18 protein-coding genes are annotated in these 19242 nt (G+C 41.6%); 7 read left to right on the forward strand and 11 right to left on the reverse strand.

Annotated features, from left to right (window positions below):
• Positions 1–6: 6 nt before the first annotated feature.
• The 4 genes from E0E32_RS06290 to E0E32_RS06305 all read right to left on the reverse strand — a co-directional run bounded on the left by E0E32_RS06290 (position 7) and on the right by E0E32_RS06305 (position 4083).
• Positions 7–1179, reverse strand: coding sequence for an ATP-grasp domain-containing protein (locus E0E32_RS06290; protein ID WP_130859298.1), 1173 nt, complete (start codon positions 1177–1179; stop codon positions 7–9).
• Between the two features lie 139 nt (positions 1180–1318).
• Complete coding sequence (locus E0E32_RS06295; protein WP_130859299.1) at positions 1319–2155, reverse strand: alpha/beta hydrolase; 837 nt, start codon at positions 2153–2155, stop codon at positions 1319–1321.
• Between the two features lie 36 nt (positions 2156–2191).
• A complete protein-coding gene (locus tag E0E32_RS06300) occupies positions 2192–2695 on the reverse strand; it encodes a YwgA family protein (RefSeq protein WP_130859300.1) in 504 nt (167 codons plus the stop codon).
• A 92-nt stretch (positions 2696–2787) separates the two neighbouring features.
• Positions 2788–4083 (reverse strand): HD domain-containing protein, encoded by a 1296-nt coding sequence (locus E0E32_RS06305; protein ID WP_066188160.1) that lies wholly within the window; start codon positions 4081–4083, stop codon positions 2788–2790.
• Between the two features lie 93 nt (positions 4084–4176).
• On the opposite strand from E0E32_RS06305, the gene E0E32_RS06310 reads away from it, so the two are divergent.
• Entirely contained in the window at positions 4177–4998 is an 822-nt protein-coding gene (locus tag E0E32_RS06310; RefSeq protein ID WP_130859301.1) for a lipoate--protein ligase family protein, read from the forward strand.
• 55 nt (positions 4999–5053) lie between these two features.
• Here E0E32_RS06310 and E0E32_RS06315 read toward each other — a convergent pair whose 3' ends face one another.
• Positions 5054–5887 (reverse strand): SDR family NAD(P)-dependent oxidoreductase, encoded by an 834-nt coding sequence (locus tag E0E32_RS06315; protein ID WP_130859302.1) that lies wholly within the window; start codon positions 5885–5887, stop codon positions 5054–5056.
• A gap of 165 nt (positions 5888–6052) precedes the next feature.
• Between E0E32_RS06315 and E0E32_RS06320 the strand changes: the two genes are divergently transcribed.
• Entirely contained in the window at positions 6053–7021 is a 969-nt protein-coding gene (locus tag E0E32_RS06320) for a helix-turn-helix transcriptional regulator (protein WP_130859303.1), read from the forward strand.
• Between the two features lie 101 nt (positions 7022–7122).
• Here the strand turns inward: E0E32_RS06320 and menC are convergent, their stop codons facing one another.
• Positions 7123–8214 carry an o-succinylbenzoate synthase gene (gene menC, locus E0E32_RS06325; protein WP_130859304.1) on the reverse strand — a complete coding sequence of 364 codons (1092 nt, stop codon included), beginning with the start codon at positions 8212–8214 and terminating at the stop codon, positions 7123–7125.
• A gap of 218 nt (positions 8215–8432) precedes the next feature.
• Positions 8433–9413 (reverse strand): phosphate acetyltransferase, encoded by a 981-nt coding sequence (pta, locus tag E0E32_RS06330; protein WP_066188172.1) that lies wholly within the window; start codon positions 9411–9413, stop codon positions 8433–8435.
• 300 nt (positions 9414–9713) lie between these two features.
• Between pta and hemQ the strand changes: the two genes are divergently transcribed.
• From hemQ to E0E32_RS06345, 3 genes are all read left to right on the forward strand, one after another.
• Complete coding sequence (gene hemQ, locus E0E32_RS06335; protein ID WP_066188174.1) at positions 9714–10460, forward strand: hydrogen peroxide-dependent heme synthase; 747 nt, start codon at positions 9714–9716, stop codon at positions 10458–10460.
• A gap of 180 nt (positions 10461–10640) precedes the next feature.
• The gene (gene gerQ / locus E0E32_RS06340; RefSeq protein WP_066188178.1) at positions 10641–11084 is read left to right on the forward strand and encodes a spore coat protein GerQ; all 444 of its coding nucleotides are present in this window, start codon (positions 10641–10643) and stop codon (positions 11082–11084) included.
• Between the two features lie 57 nt (positions 11085–11141).
• Positions 11142–11339 carry a hypothetical protein gene (locus E0E32_RS06345; protein ID WP_165444977.1) on the forward strand — a complete coding sequence of 66 codons (198 nt, stop codon included), beginning with the start codon at positions 11142–11144 and terminating at the stop codon, positions 11337–11339.
• Between the two features lie 62 nt (positions 11340–11401).
• Here the strand turns inward: E0E32_RS06345 and E0E32_RS06350 are convergent, their stop codons facing one another.
• Both E0E32_RS06350 and E0E32_RS06355 read right to left on the reverse strand, forming a co-directional pair.
• Positions 11402–11770, reverse strand: a complete 369-nt coding sequence (locus E0E32_RS06350) for a DUF423 domain-containing protein (protein ID WP_066188181.1) — start codon at positions 11768–11770, stop codon at positions 11402–11404.
• A 19-nt stretch (positions 11771–11789) separates the two neighbouring features.
• Complete coding sequence (locus E0E32_RS06355) at positions 11790–12065, reverse strand: YwdI family protein (protein WP_130859306.1); 276 nt, start codon at positions 12063–12065, stop codon at positions 11790–11792.
• A gap of 137 nt (positions 12066–12202) precedes the next feature.
• Between E0E32_RS06355 and E0E32_RS06360 the strand changes: the two genes are divergently transcribed.
• Positions 12203–13066, forward strand: coding sequence for a fructosamine kinase family protein (locus E0E32_RS06360; protein ID WP_130859307.1), 864 nt, complete (start codon positions 12203–12205; stop codon positions 13064–13066).
• 102 nt (positions 13067–13168) lie between these two features.
• On the opposite strand, the gene E0E32_RS06365 is transcribed toward E0E32_RS06360, so the two are convergent.
• On the reverse strand, positions 13169–14200 hold the full coding sequence (locus E0E32_RS06365; RefSeq protein WP_130859308.1) for an acyltransferase family protein: 1032 nt from the start codon (positions 14198–14200) through the stop codon (positions 13169–13171).
• 254 nt (positions 14201–14454) lie between these two features.
• Here E0E32_RS06365 and E0E32_RS06370 point away from each other — a divergent pair, with 254 nt between their 5' ends.
• Positions 14455–17502, forward strand: coding sequence for an efflux RND transporter permease subunit (locus E0E32_RS06370; protein ID WP_286171834.1), 3048 nt, complete (start codon positions 14455–14457; stop codon positions 17500–17502).
• Positions 17503–17760: 258 nt separating this feature from the next.
• Here the strand turns inward: E0E32_RS06370 and E0E32_RS06375 are convergent, their stop codons facing one another.
• Positions 17761–19155: an L-cystine transporter gene (locus E0E32_RS06375; RefSeq protein ID WP_066188188.1), complete on the reverse strand. Its 1395-nt coding sequence runs from the start codon at positions 19153–19155 to the stop codon at positions 17761–17763.
• Positions 19156–19242: the final 87 nt, after the last annotated feature.

Below are 19242 nucleotides of genomic sequence, written 5' to 3' on the forward strand. Positions count from 1 at the left end.
AAACCCCTATCCTTGAATTTTTCGTGCATGTACAAATCGAACGATATCGTCAACTTCTTCCTGCGAATCGGCATTAATCGCATAAAATTGGTTCCCTTGGAGCTCAGCAAATGCCTCTGGTATACGCTGGACAAATTTCACTTTAGCACCAAAACGTTGATAGATCGCCTTTGTATCATGTTGATAGACGTACACATCACGTTGTGTGACACCAACGCAAAACTGATTATCAACCTCAGGCTCGCGGAATGAACCACCCGTTACAAGGGAAGCATATTGGGCAAATAAGTCGATTGAATACGCATAATTATACATATCAACCGTATAACCTCCAGCCAAACGGTTATTATACTCAAGTGCCACATAATCACCATTGGCTAATTGAAAGAACTCAATATGAAAAAAACGCTCCTTCATGCCAAAAGTCTGTACTATTGCCTTGCCATACGCTTCAAGCTTGGGATCGATTTCCTTCTGAATGACATATGCTAAGTCGAGCTGGCCTGTAACCAGTTCCAGTGTGGGGACGTTATAGGTGAAGCTTGTTTGGAAGACAATATCCCCTTGCTGATTCACTAATCCATCGAAGGTACAAAGCTTGCCTTCGACATATTGCTCCAAGAAGTAAACAATCGTTTCATCCCATTTTTCTTCAAAACGGGAGACAGCCTCTCTTGTATCGAGCTTATGGGTAGCTGCCGTACCCACACCATTATCAGGCTTGGCAATGACTGGAAGACCTAACACGTCAACCGCCTGAGCTAACTCCGCTTTCGTGCGTACCACCTTGCCATCTACTACTGGAACCCCTGCTTGTCTAAACAGTTTTTTCATTTCGGATTTATATTTTACCTTTTTCAAATCATCTGGCTTATTCCCATACACATAAAATTGTTCACGCAGAGTCGCATCCAACGTTAACCAGTACTCATTATTTGATTCTATTCGGTCAATCGGACCATGTTTATAGAACAAAAAAGCAACGGCGCGTTTCACTTCATCCAGATTAGTTAGATCATTCACGCGAAAATATTCAGATAACGCCAGTTGTAAAGCCGCGTCTAACTGCTCATATGGCTCTTCACCAATGCCTAAAACATGGACACCAGCCTCTTTTAAACGCGTAGCAAATGGCTGAAAATTGCGAGGGTAATAGGGAGAAATTAAAATATAATTCATCAGAGAGCTCCTCTCGCAGCTTTTTAAAAAGGGTTCATATTACCTTTAAAATACCATTACACCAACAGAAAATCAATCTAAATTTTCGAAAAAATCTGACAATAATAGACGCAATATTCTACCGTTCCTCTTTCAGCTCTTATGAATGCCATTCTTCACTTAAAAATCGTAAACATTCCGGCAAATGCTTCGCCCAAGCTACTTCATCGTGCTCTTCGTCAGCAAATATACGCAAACGAAGCTGATCGATTGGAAGGCCTCCTTGTAGAAGTTGCCGATAATACGCAAGCGAGCAATCAATATAGGCTTGCTTCATATTACCGTACATCAATTGCCGATCGGTCTCATCCCCTTCTTGTGTCCCAACTTGAATATATACCCGTTGCTCAGGATCCAGCTTTTCTTTTGTAATATAATGGTCAAAGGGTGCGCTGGCGATCCAATTGGCCAGTGAAAAAACACCCAATGCACCAATTTGGTCTTTACAGGCAATCCCCATAAAGGCGGTGATATTACCACCTAGCGAACTGCCAATCATGGCGGTATGTGACTTATCTGGTTTCGTACGATAATGTTGATCGATAAACGGCTTGACGACATCGATGACAAACTCGGCAAATTCCGCACCACCACCGCCTAATGCAATATCTTCTGGAAGTGGGCTTTCCGTTATTTTCCACGGGGTATACTCATCGATTCGATCTTGTTCGGCATTATCTATGCCTACCACGATCATTTTCGGTAAATCAGGGTTGCGCTTAATCGCCGGAATCACTTTCCATGAATGGCCACTGTAGGCCTCACTGCTGTAAAAAACATTTTGTCCATCATGCATATATACAACGGGATAGTGGGTGTCCTCTTCCACTTGATAGTCTTTTGGCAATAGAACACGGATACGTCGTTTTTCGTTTTTATAAGGCATAGTTAAGCGATGTGTCTCCAATTTTAAATAGAAATAGGATGAATTTTTCATGTTTTTCTCCCTTTCTGATGAGTAGACCCTGCCAAATTAAGATATGGCTTGTCTTAAATGCTGAATAAACGTCCGCGCTTCCGTAATATCTTCTTTCGTATAGTTAGATTTCTTTTTCACTTCTGCGACTTTCTCTTCTATCTCTACTTCACTTAAATGATCAAAATACTGCAGCGTTGCGACCAATTCTAAAAAACGTGAGCTCCGCTGTTTCATATCCTGCAACAAGGTAGAGGCAATCGAAAGTTTTGCCTGAGAATGCTCTAGAAAATCTTCCCCTTCCGGTGTCACTTGATAGCGATATTGATAGTAATTACTTCGCTTTTCCTTTACTTCTGAGACGAATCCTAGGTTAGTGAGTTCTTCGATCCGCAGGCTAAGTTCCTCAGAATAAGGTCCATAGAAATAGAAGGTATACTTCTCCTCAAAAGGGAATCCTAACTGCTTCATGATATAAATCATTTTCTGCAATTTCTTACGTCCTACGATTCCATCTGCCGTAGCGATGACTTCCACTAATCTAGCATGGTTATCTAGCAATGCAAACACTCCAGTTCTTTAAGAGGCAGTTCAAAAACAATCCTAGCGTTTGTATTTATCAAACTCTTTTTGAACAGTTATTCCCCTAATGGTTATTGTTCTAGTATTCTTTGTATCTTGAGTTTCTCTGGACGATCATCTGCTAACTGTTCGATAGCATCCTTCGGGTAATAAAGTTTATGATCCGTTCGTTTCTTACCAGAAATAGCTTCCACCACGTCGGATTGCCGTGATAGTTCCCTTAACTCCTGATTTGGCATCAACAAATGAATCGGCAATCTCTCCTCTTCTTCACCTGGCCGATAGAAATCATAAGGCAAATCCGATGACGAGTCGACAATCAAGTAATATTCTGGGTCTATACCTACTTGTTGGAAAAGCTGATAAAGCTCCATCCATGCCTTCATTTGTAGATTGGGATTAAATTCAATATATTTAAATAGACGACGATTCATAAAACGATCAGCCAAATCGGCTAAGACCGGGTCATCTTCCTCCATCCACATTTGGAAATAGTAGACTACAACGGCCTCATCCAGTCGTATGTAGTCCGATAAGGAAACATCCTCCTCGAAGAAAGAGATGAACGGGGTTGGCTTCACTTGAAACTGATACCCTTCACGATATAAATCCTTCACTCGATGAAGAATTTTCGTCAAGATCACTTCGGCGCTTCTTGTCACCGGGTGAAAATACACTTGCCAGTACATCTGGTATCGACTCATAATATAGTCTTCTACCGCGTGCATCCCGGATTCCTTGATAACCACTTGATCCTCTAGCGGGCGCATCACGCGCAAAATACGCTCCATATCAAAATGTCCGTAACTCACCCCTGTAAAATAGGCGTCACGCTGTAAATAATCCATTCGATCGGCATCAATCTGGCTGGAAATCAGACTAACCACTAATTTATCATGATAGGTTTTATTAATTACATCCGCTACTTTTTGCGGGAAGTCTGCTCCTACTTCGGCCAAAATTTGGTGTACTTCGGTATCCCCCAAAATAATCGCCCTTGTATATTCTTCATGGTCGAGCTTAAAGACCTTTTCAAAAGAATGGGAGAATGGACCATGCCCCAAATCATGCAGTAATGCGGCACATAAACAAAGCAGCCGCTCCTCACGATTCCAATTGGGGCGATCCTCAAAGTTAATCAAAATACGCCGGACGATCTCATAAACACCCAATGAATGATTAAATCGGCTATGTTCGGCGCCATGAAAGGTTAAAAAGGTAGTGCCTAACTGCTTAATCCTTCTTAACCGCTGAAATTCCCGCGTGCCAATCAAATCCCAGATGACGAGATCTCGAACATGGACATAGCGATGGACCGGGTCTTTAAACACCTTCTCTTCATATAATTGTTCATCTTTATAAGCCATGGCAAATACCTTCCTCTTTTTACTTTCTATTAGTATAATATAGTTCAGAACGATCTTCAAAATTTCGTGATGTAAGAAGCTGGAGGAAACTTGATGAACGATTGGAAAAATTTTTTCGCAGATAAACATATTCGGCTCGTGGACCATCGTAATCCACAGGTGCTGACGACAGCGATGGCTTCTTTTGCCGTTGATGACGCCTTATGTGAATCCATTGGAGGTGCGATAGATCAGGTAGCTTGCCGTTTTTGGGTGCATGATACGACAGTTGTGCTGGGAATCATTGATACCAGACTGCCTGAGATCGAGCACGCTGTCTCCTTTTTACAAGATCAAGGGTATGAGGTGATCGTGCGGAATTCCGGTGGCTTAGCGGTTGCATTGGATCGGGATGTCCTTAATTTTTCTTTTATTTTGCCGGATCTACCAGAGCTGGGGATTCACTCAGGCTATCAGCTAATGACGGCATTTGTCCAGGATATGTACCGTGATTTAACCGATGAAATCGAGGCCTATGAAATCACCGGCTCATACTGCCCAGGTGACTATGACTTGAGTATTGGCGGGAAAAAATTTGCCGGCATCTCACAACGACGGGTAAAAAAAGGGATTGCCGTGCAAATATATATATGCATGTGTGGCAGCGGCGCCAAACGAGCGGAATTGATTCGTGATTTTTACCAAGCCGGGAAAGCCAAAACAGACAAGCGTTTTGAATACCCGATTATTAAACCCGACACCATGCGGTCGTTGTCGGAATTGCTTGGTGCGGATTTGACCGTAGAGAATGCGATAGAACGTGTGTTAAAACAACTGGGTCGTGTGGTTGAGTCAGATCTTACTGGAGAGGAGCTTGCTATTTTTGAACGGCGGATGAAACAAATGATCGAGCGGAATCGGAAGGCACTTGGGTAAAATGCATTCTATATGATGGAAAAGGGGCTTGCAATACACCCTTTTCCATTGACTTTTATAGGGTGAAAGGCGGAATAAACCGTCCATCTATATCAGTAAATTGATACATTTTTGCCAAATCAGCGCTCCTAAACACCTGACCTGTCTTCTCCAACCTGGTTGGATCACCTGCCAAGGCAGCTACTCCTTTTCCAACATAATGCGGTGTTTCCGTTCTGCTTAAATCCTCCGCCTCCTGCCAATTTTCTTCATCTGATGCATGATATTGCAAAACTAACTCCGTCCTCATAAACCCTGGTGAAACAGCAATAACCGCAATATTTTCCGGTTTTAGTTCTATAGATAGTCCATAGGACATGCGGATTAATGCTTGTTTTGCTAAATCGTAATAAAATTGCCCAGTGTATTTATTATCATCCCAGAAGGTGGTATGGATGATCAAAGCTTGTTCACTTTTGCGAAGCAATGGTACAGCAAAATGATTGGTTGCTAATTGTGCCCGTACACCGGCTGTAAACATTGTCTCCCAATTTTTCAAAGATAACTGCCAAAATGGTTTTGCTTCTACCCCTAGATCATGCGCCCCCCACACATTGTTAACCAGGATATCTAATTTGCCTTGCTCTTGTCGGATTTTATCAATAACGGCTTCTGTTTCTACATCCTTTGTATGGTCACAGCGAACAGCAATAGCGTTTCCGCCATCAGATGTTATTTTAGAAGCTGTGTCATCAATCGTCCCCGGCCAATTATTAATGGATTTATGTTTAGTACTGCGCCCCGTCAGATACACCGTTGCCCCAGCTTGTGCCAACTCTATAGCAATCCCCCTTCCTGCTCCTCTGCTGGCACCTGTTACAAGTGCTATTTTTCCTTCAAGTGGTTTCATCGCTTTTCCTACCTTTCTACATGAGTTATCGTGATTATACCGAACCATTCTTGACAACAAGTGTCATATTTCAAGAAATAAAGAATGCTTGCATGTCCTTTCTGTTAAAATAAGAAATATGCACCTATTGAAAAACTAGCCATTTTAAGAAAAGAGGAATGTAAGATGCGCGGAGATCGCTTGATATCCATTTTGTTATTGTTGCAAACACATGGACAGATGACAGCCAAACAATTGGCAGAACGATTAGAAGTCTCGGAAAGAACCATATACAGAGATATGGAGGCGTTGAGCGGTACAGGTATCCCCATCATGGCAGAACGAGGTACGAACGGGGGATGGTCCTTATTGGAAAACTACCAGACAAAGCTAACCGGGTTGAAAGAAATCGAAATACATTCCCTATTGGTTTCACCTGCTATCCAAGTACTCGAGGATTTAGGGCTAAGTCATACTTCCGAGGACGCCAGAAATAAACTCATCGCCTCTCTTCCATCCATATATCGGGAAAATGCGAAGGATGTTTGGAACCGAATCCATATTGACACCAGTTCGTGGCGGAAACCAAAAGAAAAAATGGCTGTCTTTGACGTAACAAAACAGGCCATTTGGAAAGATACTAAATTGAATATATTGTATCAGCGTGCTGATGGAGAAGTCATGGAATACCTCGTAGCACCGCTCGGATTGGTTGCTAAGGGGGAGAATTGGTACTTAGTTGCCTCTAAAGAAAATGGAAAGGTGCGCAATTATAGGATTACTCGAATCCAAGAAGCCGCTCCAGTTTCCGAAACGTTTACAAGACCGAAACAATTTTCCCTAGCGCAATACTGGAGGGACTCAACCAAAGCTTTTGTCCAAAAATTACCCAGCTACGAAGTCAACATATTGGTTACAGCCTCTATTTTGCCAAGACTGCAATTCAGCGGACGTTTTGTACGGATTATAGAAATAGGAAACAGCGAAAAAGACGGCTGGATACCTGTTACGCTCTCTTTTGATACAGAAGAAGAGGCAAAGGGATATATACTAGGATTTGCCGATCAAATCAAGGTGAGGAAGCCGAAAGAATTGCACCATAAAATCCTTAAAATGGCAGCTACTACGGTTGCTTTTTACCAATCGGACCGATAACGTCAGTTTTTGAGTTATCTTGATTCATTCTTTTTACATCTGCTCAAAATAAAACAATGGGATGATAAGTTTGTTATTTTCTTATCCAACGCTAGTTGATATTAACTGCTATACACCTGCTCACTTGTAGATAAATCAACTTGATAGCCCATACCAGGTTGTTCTGGTAACGTGATCATACCTTTTTCCATGCCGATTTCCGGTTGAATGATGTCTCGCTGCCAATAACGGTTCGATGGCCCTGGATCGGCAGGATAATAGAAATTAGGTAAAGTGGCTAGCGCCAAAGACTGTGCTCTGCCGATGCCTGCTTCCAGCATCCCGCCGCACCATACCGGCACACCGCGCTCTTGACAGTAATCATGAATAGCACGCGCCTGATTGAATCCCCCTACTTTTCCAAGCTTGATACTGATGATCTGACAGCTCTTCAGCGCTAACGCAACCTGAACATCTGCCAGCGTATCAATACTTTCGTCTAAGCAAATAGATGTCTTTAGCTCTTGTTGCAGGATACTATGATCAAGCAAATCATCCGATCCCAATGGTTGTTCGATCATCAATAAGTTAAAACGATCTATCTGCTGAAGCAATGCCGTATCTTGTAAGGTGTATGCACTATTGGCGTCTACCATAAGCGGTATATCGGGATAATGACGGCGCACTTGCTCCAATACATGCAGATCGTACCCTGGCTTTATTTTCAATTTTATTCGTTGAAAACCGCTGGCAAGTGCTTCTTCTATTTTTGTTAACAAGGTTGGTAGATCGGATTGTATGCCAATAGCTGCACCTACTGCTACTTGGTTCGTTTTACCACCTAACACTTGATAGAGCGGCTGCTTCATTTTTTTTGCATAGATATCCCAAACCGCTCCCTCCAGTGCCGTTTTTGCCATATGATGGCGCTGTACCGAATCGAGATTCAGCTCACGTGGGTGGGTGATCTCTTGTGATTGGAGCAGCGGCCACAAATGTTGTTGAATCATGTGTTGTGCCGTCTCAACCGTTTCCTCTGTGTACCATGGTGAATCAAATGCGACACACTCCCCATATCCTCGCAGACCATCTTGATCGATGAGTTCAGCAAACAGTACGTCTTTTTCTGTTACAATGGTGGAGCTGTTTTGAAATGGGTGTTTCAGTGGTAGCGCCTGACGGTAGAGACGAAGCTTGGTGAATGATAGCGTCATAAGATAGTCCTTTCTTTCCGTTTGGTCGTCATTACCAATATGACGACCGTTTTTTGAAATTCCGCTTGATCTTGGTCGTCATTACCAATATGACGACCGTTTTCTCAGGATGTCACTGCTTTTTGGTCGCCATCGCCTATTTCAAGATCAAGACCATTCCAATATCTATTGTAGCAGAGATGACATGCTTTCATATATAAGAAAACGCACAGCAAAATTCACTGTGCGTCTAAAGATTGGGCAGCGGTGATCAGAGCCAATTTATAGGCATCCTCACTGCTGCAACCTCTTGATAGGTCATTCACTGGTTTATTCAATCCCTGTAAGACCGGACCTACTGCGTCAAATCCGCCAAGACGCTGAGCAATTTTGTATCCGATATTACCTGCTTCCAAACCCGGGAAGACGAAGACATTGGCATCCCCTTTTAATATAGAACCTGGTGCCTTTTTCTCCGCTACAGAAGGGACAAATGCGGCATCAAATTGGAACTCACCATCAATCGTTAATTCTGGAGCCTTTTCCTTAGCGATCGCTACTGCCTCTGCCACCTTGTCCGTCTCTTCTGACTTGGCAGATCCTTTGGTAGAAAAGCTTAACATAGCTACCCGAGGATCGATGTCAAACAAAGCAGCCGTCTTAGCACTCGTAACGGCAATCTCTGCTAAGTCCTGACTATCTGGCGCAATATTAATGGCACAATCTGCAAAGGCATATTTCTCATCATCACGCACCATCACAAAACAGCCAGATGTTTTTTTAATCCCTGGTTTCGTTTTAATAATCTGCAAAGCTGGTCTTACCGTATCTGCTGTAGAATGTGCAGCCCCGCTTACCAACCCATCAGCTTTATTCATGTAAACCAGCATCGTTCCAAAATAGTTTTCATCCAATAACATTTTTCGCGCGTCTTCTTCTGTTGCCTTTCCCTTACGACGCTCCACAAAAGCTGTAACCATTTCTTCAAACGCTGGGTAAGTACTTGGATCGATCACTTCCACATCTTGGATAGAAACATTGATTTCTTTCGCCTTCTGTTCTATTTTTTCTTGTAATCCAATTAGTACAGGTTCGACTAGCTCATCTTTTTTTAATTGACTTGCTGCTGTGATAATTCGTTCGTCAAGCCCTTCTGGTAATACGATTCTGTTAGACTTTCCTTGCAACCTCTTCTTAATATCTGCAAATAAATCGCTCATGCATATAACCCTCCATTTGATTATCTGTATTATATGATACACTATTTCGTGTAACATGAAAAGTAAATATGATATCCGTTTCCAATCAAATATTTAGACAATACATAACTATCGTTCCCTAATACCTTCAACTTAAAACGCTTTTACTTGCTCCACTCTTGCCAATCTCTACTCAGAAAAGGTTCTTTATTTATTCATTTTTTTGGGATTTATTAGTCAATTTACATAGTAGGTTCGTGCTTATCTTTCCTACAATATGTTATAGTAAAGCAAAGGAATGAAAAAAAGGAGTGAATTCTTATGCCAGAAGCGGTAGAAACGATGGATGGCTGGTATTGTTTACATGATTTACGCAAAATAGATTGGACCAAGTGGAAAAAGGCAACAGAAGAAGAACGCAAACAAGCAGTAGAAGAATTACAAAACATGTTGCGCAAATGGGAGACGGTAGCTGAAGACAGGGATGGCAGTCATGCCTTCTACTCCATTATTGGGCAAAAGGCTGATATTATCTTGATGATCCTACGCCCTACTATGCAGGAACTCAGTGACATTGAATTAACATTCAACAAGTCCAAGTTCGCTGAGTTCACTATACCTAGTTATTCTTATGTATCTGTTGTGGAATTATCGAAATATATGTCAAAAGAGAATGATAATCCTGAAGATAACCCTGGTGTGCGTGCACGACTAGCACCAAAATTACCACAATGGGATCACATTTGCTTTTATCCAATGGACAAGCGTCGACAAGGGGATGACAATTGGTATATGCTTCCTTTTGATGAGCGTCGTCAGCTTATGTATGAACATAGCTTCACCGGCAGGAAGTATGCAGGCGAGATCAAGCAGATTATTACCGGTTCTATGGGATTTGACGATTGGGAATGGAGTGTAACGCTCTTCGCCAAAGATGTTCTACAAATCAAGAAAATAGTCTATGAAATGCGTTTTGATGTCGTTAGTGCACGCTATGGTGAATTTGGTTCCTTTTATGTGGGAAATATCCTCAAGACGGAGGATGTACCCGCTTATCTAGCAGTATAATAAGTGAAATGGCTGGCTTGGAGACCCTAAGCCGGCTTTTTGGTTTTGATGGATTCTACTAATCTGCAGTGGAAAAACCACCTGTTGCATGAAGTTTTAGTTTATTGGAATGTTCACCCTTTTCGTTGCATATAGATAAGTTAGCAGACCGATGCTTGACTATCGAAAGGGGTTTTATGGATGAATCAATATGATAACCAAGGCCAGTTTCAGGCACAGCCTTTTTACCCGCAAAACTTTTATAACAATGGTAATGGCATGCAGCAATTTCCTATGCAAAATCAGCAGACAGCTCCGATGACACAGCAACAACAGCAACAGCAGCAACAATCGCTAAATCCTCCTGGGATGCTGCCCGTCGAACAATCCTATATTGAAAACATTTTGCGACTTAATAGAGGCAAACAGGCGACCGTTTACATGACCTTCGAAAATAATGACCGTTGGAATGCCAAAATATTTAAAGGAATTATTGAGGCAGCTGGGCGGGATCACATTATTTTAAGTGACACGGAGACAGGAAAAAGATACATTCTATTAATGGTTTATTTGGATTACATTACATTTGATGAAGAAATTGCCTATGACTACCCTTATAATATGGCTAACAATTCTCCTCGCTAATAAGGCAGGACACGGATGAAAGCTGCGATTGACGACATACACATCGCCTGTTTTTGCATGACGTTAGCGCTCATTATGATTGCCTGGGTCTACAGCTCTATGCTGTTGGCCATGATCGCTCTTACTAGTTTGAGCATTAACCTTTTTATCGATGCCTTTAAAGAATGGCGGCAAGGGAATACGTACTTCTTTTCACAATCGCTTGTAAGGGGGTTAGGTTTGATCGGGACAATTCTGCTGATCCTCTTTATTTAAAAGCTAGTGCATTCGCAGTGAATGCACTAGCTTTTTTAGTCTGTTACATTACCTCTCACGCTTTAAGTATATTTCATTACAGCATAACCTAATAAGATCCAACCGATTAAAAAGGCTACTCCGCCCAATGGTGTGATCATGGCAAAGGTCTTGATTTGTGTCGTAGAATAAATGTATAAGCTGCCGGAAAATAGGATAATCCCCGCCAAGAAAAACCAGCCGGCAGACACGATACTCCCTGCCGTGATTTTCTGCATCAGCAACCCTGTTACAAACAATGCCACCGTATGGAACATCTGGTATTGTACCGCCTTATTCCATGTGTCGATCATCTTCTCCGACAGTTTACCTTCCAAACCATGTGCGCCAAACGCACCCAATGCAACGGCGATAAAACCATTTAGCGCCCCTAATAATAAAAACAATTTCATTTCTTGGTACACTCCCTTATTAAAAATCTAATAACGAATCACTGGTGCCTGCTTCATCATCTGACTTTTGTGTTGATTTAGTGATGGGTGGTGGCGCAGGTTGTCCAACCATCTTCTGCCACTCCATATCCTCAATTTTTTTAACAGAAGAGCTGATTGGCGCATCATGTTCCAGTAATAAATCTGTCAATGTCTGAATCGCCCTGGCATGCTCTCGTACTTTTGTTTCATTTTGTAACGCCTGTTCACACTCGGCGATTATTTTTTCTAATATTTGTTGATTGGTAATAGCCATTGAATTCATCCTCTCTCCACTCATTATACAATGGTTGTAGACCGTTGCAAAACACAAACCCACTTCTTGTATACTAAAGTCGATTATTTTTTTCAAAACGTGACCATGATATACTGAAATACAGGGAGGTAATAGACATGGAAGAGAAATTAAGACAATTAGGTGACGACACATCAATACGCAAGATTCAACCTGTATCTGGCGGTGATATTAATCAAGCCTACTATGTCGCAACGGAGAAACAAGACTATTTCATTAAGGCAAATCGAAAGGTGTCCAGTAACTTCTTCCAGATAGAAGCCGATGGATTAGAACGCATCCGTGCTACACAAACCATCGCCGTTCCCGATGTGTACTATTATGATCAAAAAACAACAGACGAGGACATGGTATTGATTATGGAATGGATAGATGGTGAAAAAACCACAGCTACCAGTCAACAACTTGGTGAACAGCTAGCTGCTATGCATTTAGCCAAGAACACTGCTCAATATGGGTACAATCAACCTACTTTTGTTGGGGAATTAACACAATTGAATCAATGGTACGATAACTGGGTGGATTATTATCGCGAAAAGCGGTTGCTGCCACAAATGGAATTGGCTATCCAGCAAAACCGAATGCCTCAAGCAAGAAGATCACGGTTGACGTCACTGATTGAGCACTTGGAGAAGTATCTGCCTAGCAAGCCTCGTACTTCCTTATTACATGGAGATTTATGGGGAGGAAATTGGCTGACCGGTCCACATGGCAGACCCTATATCATCGATCCTTCCGTTGTTTATGGCGATCATCTCTTTGAACTTTCTTTCACCGAACTATTTGGCGGGTTCCCGGCCGATTTTTATCATCATTATCAGGATATTTTCCCATTAGCGGATTATTATCAGGAGGTAAAGCCTCTCTATCAGTTGTTCTATTTACTGGTCCATTTGAATATCTTTGGCGAAGGATATGGAGCAAGCGTCGATCGAATTCTCAAGCATTATGTTGATAAATAGCTAAGCTTGCACATGCTAATATCAAGAATTATAAACTTTCCTACCTTACTAAATAAGGGCCGTTGCCTTTTTTAGCGCAACAGCCCTTTTGATCTGACTTGATTAAGATGATTTTTCTTTCATTTGATATGCCTTTTGCCGTCCTCTTCGCTCTTGCAGCCATGTTTGCATTAGATCGTTCTTCCCTTCTACGATCGGTTGTGCAAAAGTAACCACCCATTTGGAGGCTAATAGCCAGACAATCGAAGCTGCAATGACAGCCAATCCTAGTACATCTAAGTTTTGATCTACTGCTAACAAGTTTGCCTCTCGTGCATATTGAATAATCACCCCATGCAACAAATACACATACATTGTGTTTTGACCTAGGTTGGAAAAACCAAGGCTTTTACGAGGAATTAACATCAGTACCGCAAACACCATTAAAAGAGCGACTCCATATAACAACGCTCGGTAAAGTCCACCGGTCATGGCAACATCCATTCCATTATAAGATTGCGATCCAAACAACCATTGTACCGGTATTCTTGGCGTCACATATGTTATTGCAAATACGGCAAATAATAATCCAGCCGCTGTTACTTTCTTTGGAATCGTTTGCCATTTATATAACTGCGCAGAATGGAGCCAATACCCAATCAAGAAAAATGGAAAGAATACAAATGTTCTCGACAAACTAAAATCCGGACCAATAAACGGTAAGTAACCCGCCCCGATTCCGATTAAAAAGGCAAGTGGAATACCAATAACTGGCTGGATCTTTTTGAAACCAATTAACAGCATATGCCAGCTGAACAGGCTCAATAAAAACCATAACCCCCATTGTGGATCATACACTGCTTGATCCCAGCTGCTTTTCCCAATTGTAAGAAAATAAACAGAATAAAAAACTTGAAACATAAAATATGGTAGTAAGATTCGTTTTGCTAGTTTGATTATATAACCACGATCTCCTGCGCCTTTTGCGAAGAAACCGCTGACTAAGATAAAGATTGGCATATGAAATAAATATATCCATTGATACAAAGCACCAACTACCTCAATGTTATCTTTTAAAGGTTGAATCAAATGTCCAAACACAACCAAGAAGATAAACAAGAGTTTAGCATTATCAAAATAAACCTCTCGTTTCATATCCCATTCGCCCTCTTTCTTTTAACTATTCTTCTTCATGATACCCCCTTTTTAAATGAAGCAAAAGCGTTTTGGCCGATTGTTATCACTTTGTAAATGTACTGTTATCAAGCTGCAATTATTAGTAAAGCTGTAATGAAAATGATGAATGTATGATATGATAAACAGAGGACTTTTAGGCGAGACATGTCCTGCAGAGATAAGAATAAACGTGACATCAATTCATGACAAGCGAGGTGGTCGTATTGAGAAGAGTGATTCGATACAGAAAAATCGTCTGGGTATTTGTTCTATTATTTATTATTGTCGGTCTGTTCACTTACCTACAAACACCCAAGCGAGATATTCCTGAAATAGAGCAGCATATGGCCTCTGTTTCCGTTGCCTACCCTGGAGCCAATCCAGAAACGGTAGAGAAAACAATTGCTAATCCTATCGAAGAGGAAGTGGTCGATTTGGCTGGCATTGATCAGGTGAATTCCACTTCTACCAATGGATTTGCTAATGTCACCATTTCTTTAGCTGATCAAACCGACACCGAGGCGGTCTATGCCATTATTCGACAGACCGTACAAGATGTTCAGCAGGATTTCCCTGACGAGGTGGTCTCCACAACCGTTGACACGGATTTGGTATCATCTAGCGTTGCTACCTATCATTTACAAAGCGACGACAGAGAAAAACTCTTGCAATTAAGAGAACAGCTGACGAACTGGGAAGACACATTAACGACGATCCCTGGGGTACAATCAATTTCTATCAAAGGGCTCCCGGAACAAAAGGTAGTCGTATCTCTCCAGCAAGAGGATTTAATGGCCTCGCAGCTTCAGCCAAATCAAGTAATAGAGGCGATTCAACAAGCAACAAGCCCATCTCCATTAGGCGTAGAGAAAAATGAAGAGCAGCAGATTTTATTACATGTGGAAGAAGTGAATCAGTTCGATCAATTGGGAGAAATTTATTTGCCAGGAGCAAATGAAGCATCCCTTCAATTATCCGATGTTGCCACTATATCTGTAGAAGAGGAACCATTAGAAGATCTAATAACAGTCGGAAACCATGCTGCCTTATCGATAACTGTCTTTGCAGAAGACGGTACCGATATTACCAGCCTACAAGATAACATTGATCAACAGATAGAAGAGCTGACGCAAGAACTGCCAGACCATATATCAACAGAGAAATACTATTCACAGAGTCAGATCATTGATGAGGTCTATCGCAGTTTATTAATATCTTTTGTCTTATCTTTTATCTCTGTGATCATCATTATGGTGCTTGGGTTACCTCTATTTTCTGCCATTTTGGTTGCCTTGGCTATCCCAGTTTCTATTCTTATCGGACTTATTCCCATGCCCTACGCTGGGGTAGATCTCAACCAGATCTCTATCATTGGAATTATTGTGGCCATTGGTATATTAGTCGATGATGCCATCGTAATGAATGATAATATTATGCGGCGTTATCAATTAGGGGATGGCCCTGTAGCAGGGATTCAAAAAGGAGCAAGAGAAGTGAGGATATCGATTATCACCTCTACCTTGCTGATTATTTTCAGCTTTTTCCCTCTCACCTTTTTGTCTGGGAGTAATGGAGATTTTATTCGCGCCTTGCCTATTGCTTTAATGGGAAGTATTATTGCTTCCACCTTGGTTGCCTTGACTGTCATCCCTACCTTGCAATACGTGCGCAAAAAGGCAAAAGGTCGAGAAAAAAAACCAAAGACTGGTTTATTAGCACATTTTTTTGAATGGATCGCGAATCGTTATGCCGACAAGATTTTACCCAACATGATTAAAAAACCTTGGCTTACGACGATATTAGGTTTTCTTATCTGTATACTCCTGATCCTGCTTGTTTTCAAGGTACCATTTGAATTTTTCCCATCGGCTGACCGTGAGGAGGTTACTTTGTCCTTCACCTTGGATGAGGGAACACCTATTGCTGCAACCGATGAGAAATTAGCAGAAATAGAAGCGTATATTCAGGAAGAAACCGATCATGTCAAAGAAACAGTAAGGTATACCGGTGGTGGTTTACCAAATATTTTCAACTCGGCTTTGAATCGATCTGGAGAAAATACAGGGCAAATTGCGATTCGCATTGATCGTGATCACACCTCTGCTGCAGCCTATATTTCCGATTATCAGCAATCATTGCGCGAGACCTTCCCAGATGGGGACCTTTTTCTCGAAACGATTGTTTCTGGCCCACCACCGTCTGCTGCACTAGAATTGAAGCTAAAAGGACCTGATTTAGCAACACTGCTCGAAAAATCGACTCTACTTAGTGAACAGCTAAATGAACTAGACACAGTGGAGATCGCAACACGAAATACCGGTTCCAGCCAGCCTGTCAAAACGTATCAGATCGATCAGAACTTTCTTGCAGAACAACAGATTCCTTTAAATCAAATAACCGGAACCTTACAGTTAGCCAATGCTGCTATTCCATTGACGGAAATACAGGTTGATAACCATCGACTAGACATGGAGCTTATCCTGGATGAAGGAGAAACAGATGGTATTGATCTTGAAAGCTTGAATGCTGTAGCGCCTAATCAAGGGGAAGTGTTTCGTTATGACAGCTTTATTTCTTCCCACACAGAGGAACAAATGGCTGCCATTACCCATGAGAACGGGGAACGCACCATTACTGTTTCTGTGTATGAGGCAGAGGGGAATCAACACTTTCATAGCGAAACAGAAACGGTTATAGAAGACATTCGTAATCAACTCGGTCCAGAATACCAACTAGTGACAGATGGAGAGGCAAGTGCCGAAACAGCTTTCTTTGTCGAAGTCGCCAAATTGTTTATCATTGTGTTATTCCTGATTTACATTACATTAGCTATTCAGTTTAATTCCTTACTAACACCCGTTTTAATCGCAAGTACGATATTCTTAGCAATTACAGGTGCGATTGTTGGTTTATTTATTAGTGGGCAGCCTTTGAGTTTCTTAGCGGTTTTAGGAATTGTCTCTTTATCTGGTGTGGTTGTACGTAACTCGATTATTATTATCGAGTTTATTGAACAAAACAAAGATGTATACCAAGGGGATCTGACAAGATCAGTGATTGAGGCAGGTCGCGCCAGAATAAGACCGATTATCTTGACCGCCCTTACTTCTATCGCGGCTTTAACGCCTATTATAATCATGGGCGATGTTTTATTCACGCCATTAGCGGTTTCGATCGTAGCAGGTATTATTTTCTCCACTGTGTTAACCTTGTTATTACTGCCAGCGATGTATATAGCGACAAAACAGAGAAGCAGAACGAGGAAAGTGTCTGATCAATAATGATACGCTACCTGTTAGCCATTTTGCGATATGATGATGCTTATCTTATTAAGGAACGTGTGACAAGCAAGCCTTTGCTCGCATTATTTCCTGATAACACCTCGTTTGATCCATTCGTGTGAATGACCACTCACACGCCCTTGAGCTCTACTGAAAGGTAGCAGTATGAGGACCCCACGTCTTATTATACCAAGTTTTATACACTTTACTTATAAAAAGGAAACCCCCATCAGTGGTCAAAGCTGATGGGGGTTCTTATTAAAGAGCGATATCCTTGTTAATCGCCTCTTTGTCATTATACGTTTTAATGTTTAATTTTTTCATAATCTTTGATGTAATCGTACCGGACAAGATCGAGTCATTGACATTCAACGCTGTACGCCCCATATCAATCAACGGCTCTACTGTAATAAGCAGACCAGCCAATGCAACTGGTAAGTTCATCGATGAAAGTACGATCAAGGCTGCAAAGGTTGCACCACCTCCGACACCTGCCACACCAAATGAACTAATACCGATGATTAAAACTAGAGATAGCAGGAAGTTTGGTGATAATGGATCGATTCCTTGCGTTGGCGCAATCATCACCGCCAACATAGCTGGGTAGATACCTGCACAACCATTTTGACCAATCGTTGCACCGAATGAGGCCGCCATGTTGGCTGTACCGCTATGCACACCCAAACTTTCTCGCTGGACCTGGATAGATAGTGGAATCGTACCTGCACTGGAACGTGAGGTAAAGGCAAAGCCTAATACCGGCAGCACTTTTCGAACATACGTAAATGGATTTAACTTGAACACAGCCAGGATAATCATATGAATGATAAACATGATGATCAAGGCCACATAAGAGGCACCAACAAACTTACCAAGCTCTATAATACCAGCAACATTCGTCTGCGCTACGGTATTGGCCATTAATGCTAAGATACCATATGGTGCTAAACGCAAAATAATGGTAACTAACCGCATCACTACGGTATAAATGGTATTAACCAGATCAATAAATTTATCGGCTTGCTCTGGCTGTTTTCTTTTCACACCTAATACGGCAACACCGACAAGCATGGAGAATATGACTACTGCAATAACAGATGTTGCCCTGTCACCCGTCATATCCAAGAAAATATTCGATGGAATAAACTCTAAAATCTTCTGAGGCGTAGTCATATCCTCTACAGAACCCAATCGGTCTTCTAAGTCTAAGCCACGCTCCTGCTCCTCTTGACCAACATCAATCTGATCGGCATTTAAATCAAAAATCGAAGCGCTGGTTACCCCGACCAGGGCAGCAACCATGGCAGTTGTAACCAATATACCAATTACCCATGCCGATATTTTTCCCAAATCCGATGATTTCTCCAAGTTAATGATCGATTGGATGATCGAAACCATGACGAGTGGAATAACAATCATCATTAAGAGCCTGATATAACCGCTCCCTGCAATACTGTACCAATCCGATGATGCACTAACGATTTCAGAGTCTGCGGCATATGCAAACTGCAAAAAGGCACCTAATAAAATTCCCAAACCTAAACCAGTGAAAACACGCTTACTAAATGACACGTGCTTTCGCTGCATAAAAATAAGAATACCTATAAATGCAAGCATTATAGCAACGTTAATTAAAATAAATAAAGTATCCAATGTATTCCCTCCTTTTTTTGTTTTTCGAAATTATCAAAGGCTTAAAACTTATTATTGCTACTATTCCTTTTATGAAATGATGTCCAA

This window comes from Gracilibacillus phocaeensis, assembly GCF_900626275.1.
GTDB lineage: Bacteria > Bacillota > Bacilli > Bacillales > Amphibacillaceae > Gracilibacillus > Gracilibacillus timonensis.

Coding starts and splice junctions, on each gene's coding strand:
- E0E32_RS06290 (WP_130859298.1), bottom strand. CDS start 1,179: ATGAATTATATTTTAATTTCTCCCTATTACCCTCGCAATTTTCAGCCA.
- E0E32_RS06295 (WP_130859299.1), bottom strand. CDS start 2,155: ATGAAAAATTCATCCTATTTCTATTTAAAATTGGAGACACATCGCTTA.
- E0E32_RS06305 (WP_066188160.1), bottom strand. CDS start 4,083: ATGGCTTATAAAGATGAACAATTATATGAAGAGAAGGTGTTTAAAGAC.
- E0E32_RS06310 (WP_130859301.1), top strand. CDS start 4,177: ATGAACGATTGGAAAAATTTTTTCGCAGATAAACATATTCGGCTCGTG.
- E0E32_RS06315 (WP_130859302.1), bottom strand. CDS start 5,887: ATGAAACCACTTGAAGGAAAAATAGCACTTGTAACAGGTGCCAGCAGA.
- E0E32_RS06320 (WP_130859303.1), top strand. CDS start 6,053: ATGCGCGGAGATCGCTTGATATCCATTTTGTTATTGTTGCAAACACAT.
- menC (WP_130859304.1), bottom strand. CDS start 8,214: ATGACGCTATCATTCACCAAGCTTCGTCTCTACCGTCAGGCGCTACCA.
- pta (WP_066188172.1), bottom strand. CDS start 9,413: ATGAGCGATTTATTTGCAGATATTAAGAAGAGGTTGCAAGGAAAGTCT.
- hemQ (WP_066188174.1), top strand. CDS start 9,714: ATGCCAGAAGCGGTAGAAACGATGGATGGCTGGTATTGTTTACATGAT.
- gerQ (WP_066188178.1), top strand. CDS start 10,641: ATGAATCAATATGATAACCAAGGCCAGTTTCAGGCACAGCCTTTTTAC.
- E0E32_RS06345 (WP_165444977.1), top strand. CDS start 11,142: ATGACGTTAGCGCTCATTATGATTGCCTGGGTCTACAGCTCTATGCTG.
- E0E32_RS06350 (WP_066188181.1), bottom strand. CDS start 11,770: ATGAAATTGTTTTTATTATTAGGGGCGCTAAATGGTTTTATCGCCGTT.
- E0E32_RS06355 (WP_130859306.1), bottom strand. CDS start 12,065: ATGGCTATTACCAATCAACAAATATTAGAAAAAATAATCGCCGAGTGT.
- E0E32_RS06360 (WP_130859307.1), top strand. CDS start 12,203: ATGGAAGAGAAATTAAGACAATTAGGTGACGACACATCAATACGCAAG.
- E0E32_RS06365 (WP_130859308.1), bottom strand. CDS start 14,200: ATGAAACGAGAGGTTTATTTTGATAATGCTAAACTCTTGTTTATCTTC.